We start from the raw sequence: 14,500 nt of genomic DNA on the forward strand, positions 1-14,500 counted from the left end.
TCTCCCATTAAGGAGCGCGAATGAGCGATCCGGCGATCATCGAGACCTTGCCTGTCGAGCAGCGTCTGGCCTTGGCTTACGCAAGTGCCCCTATCCGCAAAGCGCTGCTTGCCAGCCTGGGTCTCGATGTGCGGCTGGCAAAGATCGTGGCAAATGCCCGTGAGCCGGTGTTAGGGCAGATCCGGCTGGCATGGTGGCGCGAGCGGCTGGCCGACCCGGCGCCAGTGCCGGGTGAACCGTTGCTGCAAACGATTTTTTCCGCTCCTGTCGACCGGCAGGCATTGAGAAATCTCGTCGATGGGTGGGAAACGGTCCTTCTTGCAACAGATAGCGCTGATCAAGCGGCTGTTTCCAGTCTGGCGCAGGCGCGTGCCGAATGCTTTGCGGCTCTTGCCGGAAATGTCCGGCATGACGCTGTGTTGAGCGCAGCGCGCAGCTGGGCACTGGCAGATTTGGCACGCCTGCCCGGTCCGCCCGGCATGGCGGCCCTGGCTATGGCCCGCGATGCGGACTGGTCCCGCCCGGGCCTGCCGCGATCCATGCGTCCGCTGGCGGTTTTGCACGCGATGGCGCGGCGCGCCGTGCGATCGAAAGGTGGAGGCGAGGGGCCGGTCTCGTTTCTTGTCGCAGTTAGGGTTGGCTTGCTTGGCTTCTAGGCTATGGTCAGTTTCTGAACAACTGACGGGAATCGCTCAACAATGAATCGCATTGCCCTTGGCGCCGTTTCGGCTTTGCTGCTTGCGGCATCGGGACTGTTCTGGTGGCAGGGCCGCGCGGCGACTGAAGCGGCCGCTCCTCCGCTCCCGATGCCACTTACAGAACAAAGCGCGGATCCGTCTGCCCCGGTGGACGACATCCCAGACGAAGAGGGCGACGGTTTGCGCGGTGCCAACCTTCCTGCGGTGAGCGAGGCCAGCCGCGAAGAAAAACGCTTTAACCGCCTTGATCGCAACCGCGACAACCTGATTGCCCGGAACGAAGCCCTGGCCGCTCGCGTTGCGGCATTTCGCAAGCTCGATACCGATCACAACAACCTGCTCAGCTTTGAAGAGTGGGCAGTGGCGACGTCTAACAAGTTCAAGAAAGCCGATGCCAATGGCGATCAGCAGCTGACCCGGGTTGAGTTTGCCACGACCAAGCCCAAAGCCGGCAAACGGCCGGCCTGCAAATGCTGATGCAGATCAGGCGGTGATCGCGGATTTCCAGAAGACCAGATCGCTTTTTGCGCGCTGCGTATAGGCTTCTTTGCGAACCTTCTTCTTGACCGAAGGATCGACCGGAGGAAAGAGCCCGAAGTTGACGTTCATAGGCTGATAACTGTCTGCCTCGGCATCACCGGTGATATGCGCCAGCAGTGCGCCGAGCGCCGTCGTGCGGGGCGGGGCTGTCCAATCATTGCCGCGCAGTTCAGCCGCAGCCATAATACCGGCCATCAGGCCGACAGCCGCGCTTTCGACATAGCCCTCGCATCCGGTCATCTGCCCGGCAAAACGGATATGCGGTGCTGATTTAAGTCGCAGCTGCCGGTCAAGCAATTGCGGGGAATTGAGAAACGTGTTGCGGTGCAGGCCGCCCAGTCGGGCAAACTCGGCTTGTTCGAGCCCCGGGATAGTGCGGAACAAGCGCACTTGCTCGGCATGTTTCAGCTTGGTCTGAAAACCCACCATGTTCCACAGCGTGCCCAGTTTGTTGTCCTGCCGCAGCTGCACTACGGCATAGGCCCAGCGCCCGTTGGGAAACTCAGCTGTCGCCTGATGCGGATTGTCGAGGCCAACCGGTTTCATCGGTCCGAACCGCAAGGTATCCTCGCCGCGCTCGGCCATCACTTCGATCGGCATGCAGCCATCGAAATAGGGCGTATTGGCTTCCCATTCGCGAAATTCGGTCTTTTCGCCCGCCAGCAACCCTTCACGAAAGGCAACGTACTGGGCGCGGGTCATCGGACAGTTGATATAGTCCTTGGTCTCCCCCTTATCCCAGCGGCTCGCCATCCAGCACACGTCCATGTCAACTGTGTCGCGGTAGACAATGGGCGCGATCGCATCGAAAAATGCCAGGCTTTCTGCGCCGGTGGCATTGCCGATGCTTTGCGCAAGGGCTGCGGCGGTAAGGGGGCCGGTGGCCACAATTGTCAGCCCGGCAGCAGGCAGCGTGTCGATCCGCTCGCGCACAACATCCAGCGTAGGCAGGGCGGCAAGGCGCTGTTCGACCTCGGCCGAGAATACATCCCGGTCCACCGCCAATGCCGAACCAGCCGGCACCGCGGCCACCGACGCGGCGCCCATGATCAGCGAATCGAGCTCGCGCATTTCGTGATGGAGCAGGCCAACCGCGTTTCTGTCGCTATCGTCTGAGCGAAAACTGTTCGAGCAGACCAGTTCGGCAAGGCCGGTACCCTGGTGGGCCGGGCTCGTGTCTCCGCCGCCGCGCATCTCCGACAGGCGGACACGCACGCCGCGCCGCGCAAGCTGCCAGGCTGCCTCCGATCCGGCGAGCCCGCCGCCAATTATGTGCACGTCATATGTCATATTGGAAGCGACTAGCCTTGCCTGCACGAGAATCCAACGCCAAGCAGAGTGGCAGGGGAAGAAACAGCATGCCCGAACGCGCTTTGATCGAAAAACGCCCGTGGCTGGTCGCCAGCTTGATCGCCGCAATCAGCTACTTCTTCGTCCAGGGTAGCGCGGTTCCAGGCCTGTTCCTGATTATATGGAAAAGCGCAGGGGTGGCTCTGCTCGCGGTCTATGCGCTGGTGCGGCATCGCGGCACGGATTCGCGGCAGATCGCCGCCGTCATGGCCTGCGGGGCGCTGGGCGATGCCCTGATTGAAATCTCGCTAGAGGCCGGCGCAGCGGCATTTCTGATCGGCCATCTTATCGCGATTGCGCTTTACTTGCGCCATCGCCGTGTCGCGAAAACCCCATCGCAGCACGCACTCGCGTTCACCATGCTTGTCGCAATTCCGCTAATTGCCTGGTCCTTGCCAGCCGACCGATCGTTGGCCTGGGCCGTTGCTGGGTACAGCGTCGCACTGGCAGGCATGGCTGCCACGGCCTGGACAAGCAGTTTTTCACGATACACGGTCGGGCTCGGCGCGGTGATGTTCGCGGCCAGCGACCTGCTGATCTTCGCGCGCATGGGACTTCTGGCAACCAGCGTTTTGCCCGGCTTGATGATCTGGCCGCTGTATTATTTCGGGCAGTTCCTGATTTGCACCGGGGTAATCGGCGAACTGCGTCAGCGCGGCTCTGCAACAAACCTGCAACCTCGTGCATTGTAGCACCGTCCTCACCCGGAACTCCTTGCCATGCAGATCCAGTTCTACAATGCCAAGGGTCACGATCGAAAACTGGAACCAAAGGATCTGGCCAAAGTCAGGTTGACTGCCGACAGCTTGCTGTGGATCAACGGCACCCCCCAAGAGATCGCCGGTCTAGCCTTGCCCAAGTCGATCGAAGGTGCGGTAGAGGGATGCCGGCTCAAGGAAGCCGGAGTCCGCGTTCACGACGCATACTACTGCGTTGCTCTTCCCGTGTTGAGCACTTCAAGCGCTGAGACGACAAGCCTGCTGTCCCTGGTGGTTGGGCAGGACTGGCTCTGTTCGGCCGGGGAAGGCGAGGCGATCGATTTCACCGACCTCATCAAGCATGATGTCGGAGAAACGATGAAAGGCAAACTTTCCGGTTCCACTTTGGGCGCAGCTTTGATTGCTCACCATTTTGGCCGGGTGCATGAGCGTATCGGTTCAATCAATCGCGAGATTGACCGGATGGAGGAACGTATCCTGACCGGCCGGGAAAGCCGCAACACCCTGCGGGTAATGGCGGTGCTGCGGCGGCAAGCGTCCCGGCTGCGAGAACTGGTCGACGCTTATCGTGCGATCATTCACACCCTGACGAGGCCCGATTTTCTTCCCGATCTGGCCGTTGAAGACAAGATTCACTTTGCTCACCTGCAGGCAGGCTACGAACGGCTGGAAGACGAAGTCGCCAGAGTTCGCGAGACGGTTGTGGCCAGTTTCGAGCTTTATGCCACGCGCGTTGCCCAGGATACCAACCGGCTGCTGCGCACGCTTACTTTTTTCACCATCGGGATAGGTATCATTGGCGCGCTTGCCGGCATTTTCGGCATGAACTTCAAGGCTGCGCTGTTCGAAGAAGGGGAAACCGGGTTCACCATGGCGACGCTGGTCATGGGCGGCATATTGATAATCACGTCGCTGATTGCCGTACGATCCTATCGCAAGCCCTGATCGGGATCAGCCGTTCCAGGCGGCAATCGTTGTCCGGTGCAATTCGCGGCGGTAGCCTTCGTAGCCCCCGCTGGCCTTGTGCAGCACCGATCGGTTGTCCCACATCACCAGCATGTCCGGTTCCCAGACGTGGCGATAGACGAAACGTTCATCGCCCTGCCAGGTCTGCAGTTCTGCCAGCAGATCAATTGCGTCAGCATCGCTCATGTCTTCGATGCCCACGATGTAGCCCAGGGTCGAATAGAACCCGCGCCGTCCGGTTTCGGGATGGGCGGGCACCAGCGGATGGCTCTGCACTGCCAAGGCGGATTCGCCGGGCCGGATGTCCATGCTGCGGCCTTTGTCGCGGGCGCCGTAGGTTCCGTCCGGACCATAGGGTAAGCGGGCCGAATGAATGGCTACTAGGTGATCGTAACGGGCCTGTTCTGCGGGGCAAAGCGCTTCCCATGCAGCGTGCTGGTTGGCAAACAGAGTGTCTCCGCCTTGCGGCGGAATGTCGATGGCCAGCAGGCAGGTTCCCGCCGGTGGACGGGCCTGAAACGACCAGTCGGCATGCCAGTTTTCGGCGAACAGCGGGGTCTGCTCGTCAGCTTCGCGGCGGATGGCGGCGATGTGTTGACGCCCGGGAACCGGTGCAAAGAACGGGTCTTCACCGAAACCGCCTAGGGCCAGGGTGAACCGCTCCAGCGCGTCGTCGTCCATTGCCTGATCCGGGAAAGCCAGCACGTGGTGGTCCAGCCAGACCCGGCGCAGCGCCGCGACTGTGACAGGGTCAAGCGGGGCTGACAGGTCGACACCGGTAATGCGTGCGCCGCACGCCTGTCCCGATGGTTCAACCCGTAGCCCCATCAGCTTTCGCCAGGTCCTTCTTCCGGCATAACGACCGGATCGGCGGCCATATCGTCGCTTTCAACTTCGTCACCGCCATCGTCGGGAAGATGAACCGCGCTGACCACGTGTTCCTGGTCGGCGACATTGAACAGCCGAACCCCGGCGCTGTTTCGCCCGATCACCCGCATCGTGGCAAGCGGCAGCCGGATCAGCTTGGCCTGGTCGGTCACCAGCATGAGCTGGTCCGCGCGCGTTGCCCGGAAACTGGCAACGACCGGCCCGTTGCGGCCGATGTTGTCGATATTGGTGATGCCCTGACCACCGCGTCCGGTGCGCCGGTATTCGTAGGCCGAGCTCATCTTGCCATAGCCGTTGGCGCAGACGGTCAGAATGAACTCCTCGCGCTCGGCCAGTTCCGCCATACGATCGGCGCTAAGGTTTGGCTCGCCTTCCTTTTCGCCCTTCCACGGGGCAAAGCGGACGTAATCCTCCCGCTCTTCGCTGCTGGTTCCGACACGGTGGAGGATGGACAGGCTAATCACCTCGTCATCGCCCTTCAGCGTCATGCCCCGCACCCCGGTAGAGGTGCGGCTTTGGAAGGCGCGCACATCATCGCCGGCAAAACGGATCGCCTTCCCGCTGCGTGTCGCCAGCAGCACGTCGTCGCTGGGTTCCAGCAGAGCCACGCCGATCAGCCGGTCGGCGCTGTCTTCGTCAAAGCGCATGGCGAACTTGCCGTTGCTGGGGACGTTGGTGAAAAGTTCCATGCTATTGCGCCGCACGTTGCCCTTGGCTGTGGCAAATACCACCGACAGGTTGCCCCATTCGGCTTCGTCCTCGGGAAGCGGCAGCACGGTCCGGATCGTTTCATCCTTGTCCAGTGCGGGCAGGAGATTGACGATCGGCCGGCCGCGAGTAGCCGGTCCGCCTTCGGGCAGCTTCCACACCTTGAGCCGGTAAACCTTGCCGGCGGTCGAGAAGAACAGCACCGGGTTGTGAGTGCTGGTGACGAACATGGTTGTCACCACGTCCTCATCCTTGGTCGCCATCCCCGCGCGGCCCTTGCCGCCGCGGTTTTGCGCCCGGAAGGTCGATAACGGGGTGCGCTTGATATAGCCGTCCAGCGTGACCGTTACGACCATATCGTCGCGTTCGATCAGGTCCTCATCGTCAATCCCGTCCGCTGCCGCCGTGATCTCGGACATTCGCGGGGTGGCATAGGCTTCGCGGATCGCTGTCAGTTCCCCGCGCATCACGCCGTACAGCTTCACCCGGTCACCCAGGATCGAAAGGTATTCCGCAATCGCTGTTGCCAGCTCTTTCAGCTCGTCGCCGATTTCGTCGCGGCCCAGGGCAGTGAGGCGATGGAGCCGCAGGTCGAGGATCGCCTTCACCTGCACTTCGGACAGGCGATAGGTTCCGCCCGCCTGCTCGGCATCGGGTTCTATCGCTTCGACCAGCCGAATGTATTGGGCAATTTCGCCAATCGGCCATTCGCGCTTCAACAGTGCCTCACGCGCGGCGGGCGGGTTGGGTGCGCCGCGAATGATCTTCACCACCTCGTCCAGGTTGGTGACCGCGACCACCAAACCCAGCAAGATGTGGGCCCGGTCGCGCGCTTTGTTCAGTTCGAACTTGGTCCGGCGGGTAATTACCTCTTCGCGGAACGTTATGAACGCTGAGATGAAATCGCGCAGGGTCAGGACTTCGGGGCGCCCGCCGCGGATGGCCAGCATATTCGCCGGGAAGTTCGATTGCGCCGGCGAATTGCGCCACAACTGGTTGAGAACGACTTCGGGCGTGGCATCGCGTTTGAGGTCGATCACGACGCGCACGCCAAGCCGGCTTGATTCATCGCGGATGTCAGAGACACCTTCGATCCGCTTTTCCTTGGCAGCTTCGGCGATTTTTTCGACCAGCGCGCTTTTGCCGACCTGGTAGGGGATCGACGTCAGGACTATGGAACGGCGATCTCCGCGGCCTTCTTCGATTTCATAGCGGCTGCGCATGATAATCGAACCGCGCCCCGTTAGATAAGTCGAGCGCGCGCCGGCGGTGCCCAGGATCAAAGGGGCGGTCGGAAAATCGGGACCGGGGATGTATTCGATCAGCTCTTCCGAGGTGATCGCCGGTTTGTCCATATAGGCCAGGCAACCGTCGATCACTTCGCCAAGGTTGTGTGGCGGGATATTGGTCGCCATGCCGACCGCGATCCCGCCTGCTCCGTTTACCAGGAGGTTGGGGAAGCGGGCCGGCAGGACGCTCGGCTCCTGACGCGAACCGTCATAGTTCTCCTGAAAGTCGACCGTATCCTTGTCGAGATCGTCGAGCAGAGCGTTGGCGACCTTGGCCAGCCGGGCTTCGGTATAGCGCATCGAGGCCGGGGCATCGGGATCCATAGAACCGAAGTTGCCCTGGCCGTCGACCAGCGGCACCCGCATCGACCAATCCTGCGCCATGCGCACCAGCGCCAGATAGATCGCGCTGTCACCATGGGGGTGGTAATTACCCATCACGTCGCCGACGATCTTCGCACTCTTGCGATAGGGACGGCCAGCAACCATGCCGCCTTCCTGTGCGGCAAAGAGAATGCGGCGGTGGACCGGTTTCAAGCCGTCGCGGACATCCGGCAGAGCGCGCGCCACGATCACGCTCATCGCGTAATCGAGGTAGCTGGTCTTCATCTCATCGACGATGTCGACGCGCGGGAAATCGCCTGACGGACCGATCGGGCCCGAGCCGTTGGAATCGATGTTTTCGTTGTCGTCGCTCACGCGGAAGATTCGCCGGTTGTTTGCGGGAAGGGCTGTGTTTGTGTGGCACTAGGCCAAGGGGGCTGCGATAGCCAGCGCAGTGGCCCGTAACAGCATCGTTTCGGGCGCGTTTTCCACACTTCACGCGGCAATTCTGAACAAACCGGCCCGACACTATTCAAATGGCGTTCACCCCCTTGGCTCTAGTGCGCCCACTGTTGCCAAACGGGCGAATCCCCGCCATTTGGTTATAGATAAGGTTTTGGTCGCGAGAGGATGGGGAATGGGCCCTTCCGCGTGGCCGCGTAGGAGACACAGTCATGATCCGCAGCTCGTTTTTCACCCGCTCGGCCCTGGGCGTCGTTTTCGCTCTGGGCTTGGCTGGCGCCGCCGCCAGCCCCGCACTGGCCAAGGAAAAGCCGGCCGCCGCACAGGGATCTGCCAAGATCACGCCAAGCAAGCCGGTGATGGCCATTTATGCGCCGATGAAGGCAGCACTCGACAATGCCGGCAAGCGTGCTGACGTGGTTCAGGCCAAGGCCAATGTCGCCACTGCGGCCAACACGCTCAATTCCGCCAGCGGCAAGGCCGCCCGTGCAGCCGCCCGCACCAATTACGACGCAGCTGTCGCGGCAGTCGGCAATTTGCTGACCGCTGAAAAAGGCCAGCTGGAACAACTGCGCGCGGCAGGCACTACGCCGGATGACAAGTATGTTTACGGGCAGATGGCCTTTGCGCTGGGCAAGCTTGCCGAAGACAAGGGTCTGCAGCGCACCGGCCTTGCCGCTTCGGTCGAAAGCGGGAAGCTTTCGGCAGAACAGGCGGCAGAGTTCAACTTCTTTGTGGGTGCCCTGGCCTATGACATGCGCGATTATGCCGCTGCGCGTACCGCTTTGCAGGCGGCGGCGGCCGGTGGTTACACCAAGAACGATGTCGAAGGCATGCTGGCAGAAGCCTATTTCAACGACAACAAGGCCGCCGAAGGCCTGACCATTCTTGAAGCCGCCATTGCCAAGAAGGGCACCGCAGCTCCGGAAGACTGGCTGCGCCGCGGTGAGGTTGTGGCTTACAACGCCAAGTTGGCTGACAAAGCCGCTGCCTTTGGCTCGCAACTGGTGGCGAATTATCCCACGACACAGAACTGGGCGTTGTCCATTGCCGTGCTGCGCGATCTGGCCCGCTATCCCTCGCAGGATATGATTGATCTGCTGCGCCTGATGGACCGCACCAAGAGCTACATGGAAGGGCGCGATTACATCGAATATATCCAGGCCGCCGATCCCCGCCGCTCGCCCGGTGAAGTGATGAAGGTGCTCAATGCCGGACTTGCGTCAGGCAAGCTTACCGCGGGCGATCAGACCGTTAACGAAGCGAAGTCCATAGCGATGGGCCGGCTCGCGGCCGACAAGGCCTCGCTTCCGACCCTTGAGCGGGACGCACGTGGCGGATCGGCAACTGCAACCGTTGTCATGGCTGCAGCCGACGCATACCTCAGCTACGATCAGCCGGCCAAGGCAGCCGAACTGTTCGAGCTGGCACTGACGAAGCCTGGCGTCGATACTGCACGCGCACTGACCCGCCTTGGCATTGCCCAGGCCGATATGGGCCAGTCTGCCGCTGCCCTGGCGACTTTCGCCAAGATCCAGGGGCCGCGCAAGCCAATGGCACAGCTTTGGTCCGCCTATGCGACCAGCAAGGCCGCGCCTGCACCTGCCGCAAAGTAACTGATAGCAAGTGAAAACGGGCAAGGGCGGCGAGCAATCGCCGCCCTTCGCGTGTCGCCGTCAGACGGCAGGCGAAAAATCGCCGGTCGCTTCATCCAGGACGTGCAGCACGCCGTCGGAAATGGCAAAAAATGCACCGCGTAGCCGCAATTCGCCATCGCGCTCTTTGCGCCGCACGCATGGGAAAGTCCGCAGATTGGCCAGGCTGACCTTGACACCGGCCAATTCCATAGCGCGCTCAGCCTCGCGTCCTTCGGTGCCGTGCAACGCAACTACCGGTTCGCGTGCGTCGTCAAGCAGCGCAATCCAGTCGGCGATGAAGCCGCCTTCGCCAGGCTCGGTTCCATGAAGCTCGCGCGTCAGGGCCGCCTTGCAGCCCCCGCACAGCCCGTGGCCCATGACCACGATTTCTTTGACCTTCAGCACTTGCACCGCAAACTCAAGCGCGGCTGACACGCCGTGATGGCCCGGGGTCGTCTCGAACGGCGGCACCATGGCGGCCACATTGCGGACTACGAAGATCTCGCCGGGATTGACGTCAAAGATCTGGGCCGGATCAACGCGGCTGTCCGAACAGGCGATCACCATGACTTCGGGCGATTGCCCTTCGTTAAGGCTCGCCCACCTTTCCCGGTTGGGAACCCAGCCATTTGTTCGGAACCGGCGGTAACCATCTACCAGACGATCAAGGACGGGTGCATTGTTGTCAGCCATGCCGCGCTTATTGCCGTTCTATTTTCACGCTGGCAAGGCACGCCGCAAAGTCTTAGAGGGCCTAGCCATGAACGACCTGTCCTCAGCTCCGAAAAGCGAACGTCAGCGAAAGCCGGACTGGATCCGGGTCAAGGCGCCGACCAGCAAGGGTTATGGAGAAACGCGCCAATTGATGCGCGACCTCAAACTCAACACCGTGTGCGAAGAAGCGGCTTGCCCCAACATCGGCGAATGCTGGACCAAGAAGCATGCCACAGTCATGATCCTGGGCGATGTCTGCACCCGGGCCTGTGCGTTTTGCAACGTCAAGACAGGAATGCCGCGGATCGTCGATCCGCTTGAGCCCGAAAACGTCGCCGTGGCTGCGGCCAAGCTTGGGCTGGAACATATCGTCATCACATCGGTAGACCGTGATGACCTGCCCGATGGCGGTGCAGGGCAATTCGTCAAGGTGATAGAGGCGTTGCGCCGTAATACGCCGACAACCACGATCGAGATACTGACCCCTGATTTTCGCGGCAAGATGCGCGAAGCGGTTGAGGCCATCGTCGCGGCCGGGCCGGATGTCTATAACCACAATCTTGAAACGGTCCCGCGGCTTTACCCCACGATCCGTCCTGGCGCGCGCTACTATGCATCGCTGCGCCTGCTGGAAGAGGTAAAGCGCCACAATCCGCTGATCTTCACCAAGTCAGGGATCATGCTGGGCCTGGGTGAACAGCGCCTCGAAGTTCATCAGGTGATGGACGACATGCGCAGCGCCGGAATCGATTTCCTGACGATGGGACAGTATTTGCAGCCAACGCCCCGGCACACGGCAGTGATCGATTTTGTAACCCCGCAGGCCTTCAGCGCCTATGGCGCGATTGCGCGGGCCAAAGGTTTCCTTCAGGTCGCAGCCAGTCCATTGACCCGGTCAAGCTATCACGCGGGCGATGATTTCCGGGCCATGCGCTTGGCGCGCGAGGCGCAGCTCGCCAAGGCTGCCGCGCGCAGCTGATGCCCGGGATCAACGAAGTCCGCCGTCTTGCGTGGTCGGCCGAGCAGATGTTCGACCTGGTGGCCGATGTCGGCCGCTATGCCGAGTTCCTGCCCTGGGTCGTTGCAACCCGTGTGCGGTCCGACAGCGAAACCGAAATGGTGGCGGACATGCTGGTGGGGTTCAACGCGCTGCGCGAACGGTTCACGTCGCGGGTGATCAAGGAACGTCCCGGCCGGATCGAAGTGATCTATATCGACGGACCGATGCGCGATCTCGATAATGTGTGGCAGTTCCGCGCGCTTGAAAGCGGCGGATGCGAGGTTGAGTTTTGCGTGGATTTCACGTTCCGCAACGCCGTTTTCGAAGCGCTTGCCGGGCAATATTTCGACCGGGCATTCCGCAGGATGGTCAACGCGTTCGAAGCCCGCGCGCAGGCGCTTTACGGCAGCAGCAGTTCGAGCGCGACCAGCGCGGCCTGATGCCGCACGGCTGCACGGCTGGAACCATCCAGGCGCCGCTCTTCGGCCAAGGCATCTTCTTCTGCCTCACCCTTGATTGCCCTTGCGAAAACTACGGTGCCCACGGGCTTCTGCGCGGTTCCGCCGTCAGGACCGGCGATGCCGCTGATCGCAACCGAGACACTTGCGCCTGTCCGGTGCAGCACGCCCTGCGCCATGGCCCAGGCACAGGCGATCGACACCGCGCCGAAGGTTTCCATCACATCAATGGGAACGCCCAGCAATTCGTGCTTTGCGGTGTTGGAATAGGCAACGATGCTGCGATCAAGCACGGCTGATGATCCGGGAATCTCGGTCAGTGCCGCAGCAACAAGACCGCCGGTGCAGCTTTCGGCAAGAGCGATGGTGCGGTTCGCAGCGCGGTTTTCGCGTACGACGCGCTCGGCAAGGATAACCAGGTCATCAGGCAGAAGGTTCACGCTATGGTTTCCCTTAAGTATGCGAATCGTGCCGCGCGCCTTGGTGTGATTGCACAGCTAAATCCAGCGATCATTGCGCAATAAGCACGGCAGCGGCCTGCGCGGCAATGCCTTCGCCGCGTCCGGCAAAGCCCAGTCGTTCGGTGGTAGTGGCCTTGACGCTTACGGCATCGACGCCGGTTTGCAGCAATTCGGCCAGCCGCTCGCGCATGGCCTGCCGGTGCGGTCCGATCTTTGGTGCCTCGCAAATCAGGGTCAGATCGACATTTCCGATCCGATACCCGGCGTCAGCCGCAAGTTTTACCGCGTGGGTCAGAAAGCGATCGGACGATGCGCCCCGCCACTGCGGATCGCTGGGCGGGAAATGGCTGCCAATATCGCCAAGGCCGAGCGCGCCCAGAATGGCATCGACCAGCGCGTGAATGCCCACATCTGCATCGCTGTGTCCGGCAAGGCCCTGCGTATGTTCGATCTTGACGCCGCACAGCCACAATTCTTCGCCCCCGGCCAGGCGGTGCACGTCAAATCCCGTGCCCATTCTGACCGGGGCGATCGATGCAAAGTCGCGGGCATAGGTCACTTTGTGCAATGCTTCGTCTCCTGCGACGATGGCAACAGCAAGGCCGGCTGCCTGCGCGACCTGCGCATCGTCGCCTGCAGCAGGCTCGCCAGTCCAGTTGCGGTGCGCGGCCAGTATCTCGGCAAAGCGGAAAGCCTGCGGTGTTTGCACGCGGCGCAGGTTTTCGCGCCGGGCAGGGGCGCCCATAGCATCGCCATCGGCGTAAGCCAGACTGTCAACGACGGGCAAAACAGGAATTGCGCCAGGCTTGTCAAAAAGCGCAGCTTCGAGCCGGCTTACAACCTGAGGCGGCAGCAACGGGCGAGCAGCATCGTGAATCAGGACCCGGTCAGGCGGCGTATCAGCCAGCAATTCCAGCGCGATGCGTACCGATTGCTGCCTGGTCACGCCGCCGGTCACCAACCGAAGGTTATCGATACCGGCTAGCGCGCGCTGCGCAATGCCATTTGCACCTGCCGGAATCGCAACCACAATTGGTGAGCATCCTGCCGCAGCCAGCCGCTCAACCGAATGACGCACGAGCGGTTTTCCGCGCCATAAAGCGAACTGCTTGGGTAACGCCTGACCGGCGCGCAAACCTTGTCCTGCAGCTACAACTATCGCGGCAGTTCGCTGGGGCGGAGAGCGTTGGTCCATTACCATGCCGGTAAGCGCTTGCCGGGCGCGGAGCAATTGCCTATGTGCTGCCTAATTTTTAGGCACACTTACCCATGATCCCGCTTCCTTCACCGCCCCGGCTTGATCCGATTATGGTCGGCCCCGTCGCTATCGACTGCCCGGTAATCCTGGCACCGATGACCGGGGTGACCGATCTGCCGTTCCGCCGCATGGTGCGCCGGTTCGGTTCAGGTCTCAATGTGACCGAGATGATCGCCAGCCCGGCCGCGATCCGCGAAACGCGTCAATCGTTGCAAAAAGCAGCATGGGACCCGGCCGAAGAACCGGTGTCGATGCAGCTGGTCGGCTGCGAACCTGCTCAAATGGCGGATGCAGCTCGCCTGGTGGAGGATCGCGGCGCTGCGATCATCGATATCAACATGGGCTGCCCGGTACGCAAGGTCGTCAACGGCGATGCCGGATCGGCGCTGATGCGGGATGTAAAGCTGGCAGCCAGCCTGATTGAGGCAACGGTCAAAGCGGTCAAGGTACCGGTCACGGTGAAAATGCGGATGGGCTGGTGTCATGACAGCCTGAATGCTCCGGAACTGGCCCGCATCGCGCAGGACATCGGCGCGCAGATGATCACGGTTCACGGCCGGACGCGTAATCAGATGTACAAAGGCAGCGCCGATTGGGGCTTTGTCCGCCGGGTCAAACAGGCAGTTTCGATCCCGGTCATCGTAAATGGAGACATCTGCGGGATCGAGGATACCGCCCGGGCGTTGTCGCAATCGGGCGCCGACGGAGTGATGATCGGGCGCGGCGCCTATGGCCGGCCGTGGCTGCTTGCTCAGATAATGCAATGGCTAAGGACTGGCCAGCAAGTTGCTGATCCGGCGTTGAAAGATCAGCTAGACCTGGTGCTTGAACATTACCAGTGGATGCTGGATCTCTACGGCGAAGATACCGGAGTGAAGATGGCCCGAAAGCACCTTGGCTGGTACACGCGCGGACTTCATGGATCAGCCACCTTCCGCAACATGGTCAATTTCGTCGATGATCCTCGGGTGGTGATGGATCATTTGCGCGCGTTTTACGAACCGGCAATCGAGCGGCAGGCCGCCTGA

At 61.5% G+C, this 14,500-nt stretch carries 14 protein-coding genes; 8 read left to right on the forward strand and 6 right to left on the reverse strand.

The genetic code is table 11. The features are described from left to right. Positions 1 to 20 precede the first annotated feature (20 nt). Complete coding sequence (locus Q0L62_RS02665; RefSeq protein WP_296676025.1) at positions 21 to 656, forward strand: hypothetical protein; 636 nt, start codon at positions 21 to 23, stop codon at positions 654 to 656. 42 nt (positions 657 to 698) lie between these two features. Beyond that, positions 699 to 1,175 (forward strand): hypothetical protein, encoded by a 477-nt coding sequence (locus tag Q0L62_RS02670; protein WP_296676028.1) that lies wholly within the window; start codon positions 699 to 701, stop codon positions 1,173 to 1,175. A gap of 6 nt (positions 1,176 to 1,181) precedes the next feature. Here Q0L62_RS02670 and trmFO read toward each other — a convergent pair whose 3' ends face one another. Next, entirely contained in the window at positions 1,182 to 2,528 is a 1,347-nt protein-coding gene (gene trmFO / locus Q0L62_RS02675) for a methylenetetrahydrofolate--tRNA-(uracil(54)-C(5))-methyltransferase (FADH(2)-oxidizing) TrmFO (RefSeq protein WP_296676029.1), read from the reverse strand. Between the two features lie 68 nt (positions 2,529 to 2,596). Between trmFO and Q0L62_RS02680 the strand changes: the two genes are divergently transcribed. Both Q0L62_RS02680 and Q0L62_RS02685 read left to right on the forward strand, forming a co-directional pair. Continuing rightward, positions 2,597 to 3,280: a lysoplasmalogenase gene (locus tag Q0L62_RS02680; protein WP_296676033.1), complete on the forward strand. Its 684-nt coding sequence runs from the start codon at positions 2,597 to 2,599 to the stop codon at positions 3,278 to 3,280. A gap of 27 nt (positions 3,281 to 3,307) precedes the next feature. Continuing rightward, the gene (locus Q0L62_RS02685) at positions 3,308 to 4,252 is read left to right on the forward strand and encodes a CorA family divalent cation transporter (protein ID WP_296676035.1); all 945 of its coding nucleotides are present in this window, start codon (positions 3,308 to 3,310) and stop codon (positions 4,250 to 4,252) included. Positions 4,253 to 4,258: 6 nt separating this feature from the next. On the opposite strand, the gene Q0L62_RS02690 is transcribed toward Q0L62_RS02685, so the two are convergent. Together Q0L62_RS02690 and gyrA are read right to left on the reverse strand one after the other, a co-directional pair. Continuing rightward, entirely contained in the window at positions 4,259 to 5,101 is an 843-nt protein-coding gene (locus tag Q0L62_RS02690; RefSeq protein ID WP_296676038.1) for a TauD/TfdA family dioxygenase, read from the reverse strand. Then, positions 5,101 to 7,836, reverse strand: coding sequence for a DNA gyrase subunit A (gene gyrA, locus Q0L62_RS02695; protein ID WP_296676319.1), 2,736 nt, complete (start codon positions 7,834 to 7,836; stop codon positions 5,101 to 5,103). Before gyrA ends, Q0L62_RS02690 begins: the two co-directional genes overlap by 1 nt. Before the next feature lie 320 nt (positions 7,837 to 8,156). Here gyrA and Q0L62_RS02700 point away from each other — a divergent pair, with 320 nt between their 5' ends. Further along, a complete protein-coding gene (locus Q0L62_RS02700) occupies positions 8,157 to 9,560 on the forward strand; it encodes a hypothetical protein (protein ID WP_296676040.1) in 1,404 nt (467 codons plus the stop codon). A 60-nt stretch (positions 9,561 to 9,620) separates the two neighbouring features. On the opposite strand, the gene Q0L62_RS02705 is transcribed toward Q0L62_RS02700, so the two are convergent. Further along, positions 9,621 to 10,274: a carbonic anhydrase gene (locus Q0L62_RS02705; RefSeq protein WP_296676043.1), complete on the reverse strand. Its 654-nt coding sequence runs from the start codon at positions 10,272 to 10,274 to the stop codon at positions 9,621 to 9,623. Between the two features lie 67 nt (positions 10,275 to 10,341). Here Q0L62_RS02705 and lipA point away from each other — a divergent pair, with 67 nt between their 5' ends. Beyond that, positions 10,342 to 11,274 carry a lipoyl synthase gene (gene lipA, locus Q0L62_RS02710; protein WP_296676046.1) on the forward strand — a complete coding sequence of 311 codons (933 nt, stop codon included), beginning with the start codon at positions 10,342 to 10,344 and terminating at the stop codon, positions 11,272 to 11,274. Then, on the forward strand, positions 11,274 to 11,735 hold the full coding sequence (locus tag Q0L62_RS02715; protein ID WP_296676048.1) for a type II toxin-antitoxin system RatA family toxin: 462 nt from the start codon (positions 11,274 to 11,276) through the stop codon (positions 11,733 to 11,735). Before lipA ends, Q0L62_RS02715 begins: the two co-directional genes overlap by 1 nt. Here Q0L62_RS02715 and Q0L62_RS02720 read toward each other — a convergent pair. Together Q0L62_RS02720 and Q0L62_RS02725 are read right to left on the reverse strand one after the other, a co-directional pair. Continuing rightward, complete coding sequence (locus Q0L62_RS02720) at positions 11,696 to 12,193, reverse strand: CinA family protein (RefSeq protein WP_296676050.1); 498 nt, start codon at positions 12,191 to 12,193, stop codon at positions 11,696 to 11,698. The two genes, Q0L62_RS02715 and Q0L62_RS02720, sit on opposite strands and share 40 nt — an antisense overlap. A gap of 70 nt (positions 12,194 to 12,263) precedes the next feature. After that, complete coding sequence (locus tag Q0L62_RS02725; protein WP_296676053.1) at positions 12,264 to 13,409, reverse strand: bifunctional 2-C-methyl-D-erythritol 4-phosphate cytidylyltransferase/2-C-methyl-D-erythritol 2,4-cyclodiphosphate synthase; 1,146 nt, start codon at positions 13,407 to 13,409, stop codon at positions 12,264 to 12,266. 74 nt (positions 13,410 to 13,483) lie between these two features. Between Q0L62_RS02725 and dusB the strand changes: the two genes are divergently transcribed. Next, positions 13,484 to 14,500 carry a tRNA dihydrouridine synthase DusB gene (gene dusB / locus Q0L62_RS02730; protein ID WP_296676056.1) on the forward strand — a complete coding sequence of 339 codons (1,017 nt, stop codon included), beginning with the start codon at positions 13,484 to 13,486 and terminating at the stop codon, positions 14,498 to 14,500.

Source organism: Novosphingobium sp. (assembly GCF_024642085.1).
Classification (GTDB): Bacteria; Pseudomonadota; Alphaproteobacteria; order Sphingomonadales; family Sphingomonadaceae; genus Novosphingobium.

Coding starts and splice junctions, on each gene's coding strand:
- Q0L62_RS02665 (WP_296676025.1), top strand. CDS start 21: ATGAGCGATCCGGCGATCATCGAGACCTTGCCTGTCGAGCAGCGTCTG.
- Q0L62_RS02670 (WP_296676028.1), top strand. CDS start 699: ATGAATCGCATTGCCCTTGGCGCCGTTTCGGCTTTGCTGCTTGCGGCA.
- trmFO (WP_296676029.1), bottom strand. CDS start 2,528: ATGACATATGACGTGCACATAATTGGCGGCGGGCTCGCCGGATCGGAG.
- Q0L62_RS02680 (WP_296676033.1), top strand. CDS start 2,597: ATGCCCGAACGCGCTTTGATCGAAAAACGCCCGTGGCTGGTCGCCAGC.
- Q0L62_RS02685 (WP_296676035.1), top strand. CDS start 3,308: ATGCAGATCCAGTTCTACAATGCCAAGGGTCACGATCGAAAACTGGAA.
- Q0L62_RS02690 (WP_296676038.1), bottom strand. CDS start 5,101: ATGGGGCTACGGGTTGAACCATCGGGACAGGCGTGCGGCGCACGCATT.
- Q0L62_RS02700 (WP_296676040.1), top strand. CDS start 8,157: ATGATCCGCAGCTCGTTTTTCACCCGCTCGGCCCTGGGCGTCGTTTTC.
- Q0L62_RS02705 (WP_296676043.1), bottom strand. CDS start 10,274: ATGGCTGACAACAATGCACCCGTCCTTGATCGTCTGGTAGATGGTTAC.
- lipA (WP_296676046.1), top strand. CDS start 10,342: ATGAACGACCTGTCCTCAGCTCCGAAAAGCGAACGTCAGCGAAAGCCG.
- Q0L62_RS02715 (WP_296676048.1), top strand. CDS start 11,274: ATGCCCGGGATCAACGAAGTCCGCCGTCTTGCGTGGTCGGCCGAGCAG.
- Q0L62_RS02725 (WP_296676053.1), bottom strand. CDS start 13,409: ATGGACCAACGCTCTCCGCCCCAGCGAACTGCCGCGATAGTTGTAGCT.
- dusB (WP_296676056.1), top strand. CDS start 13,484: ATGATCCCGCTTCCTTCACCGCCCCGGCTTGATCCGATTATGGTCGGC.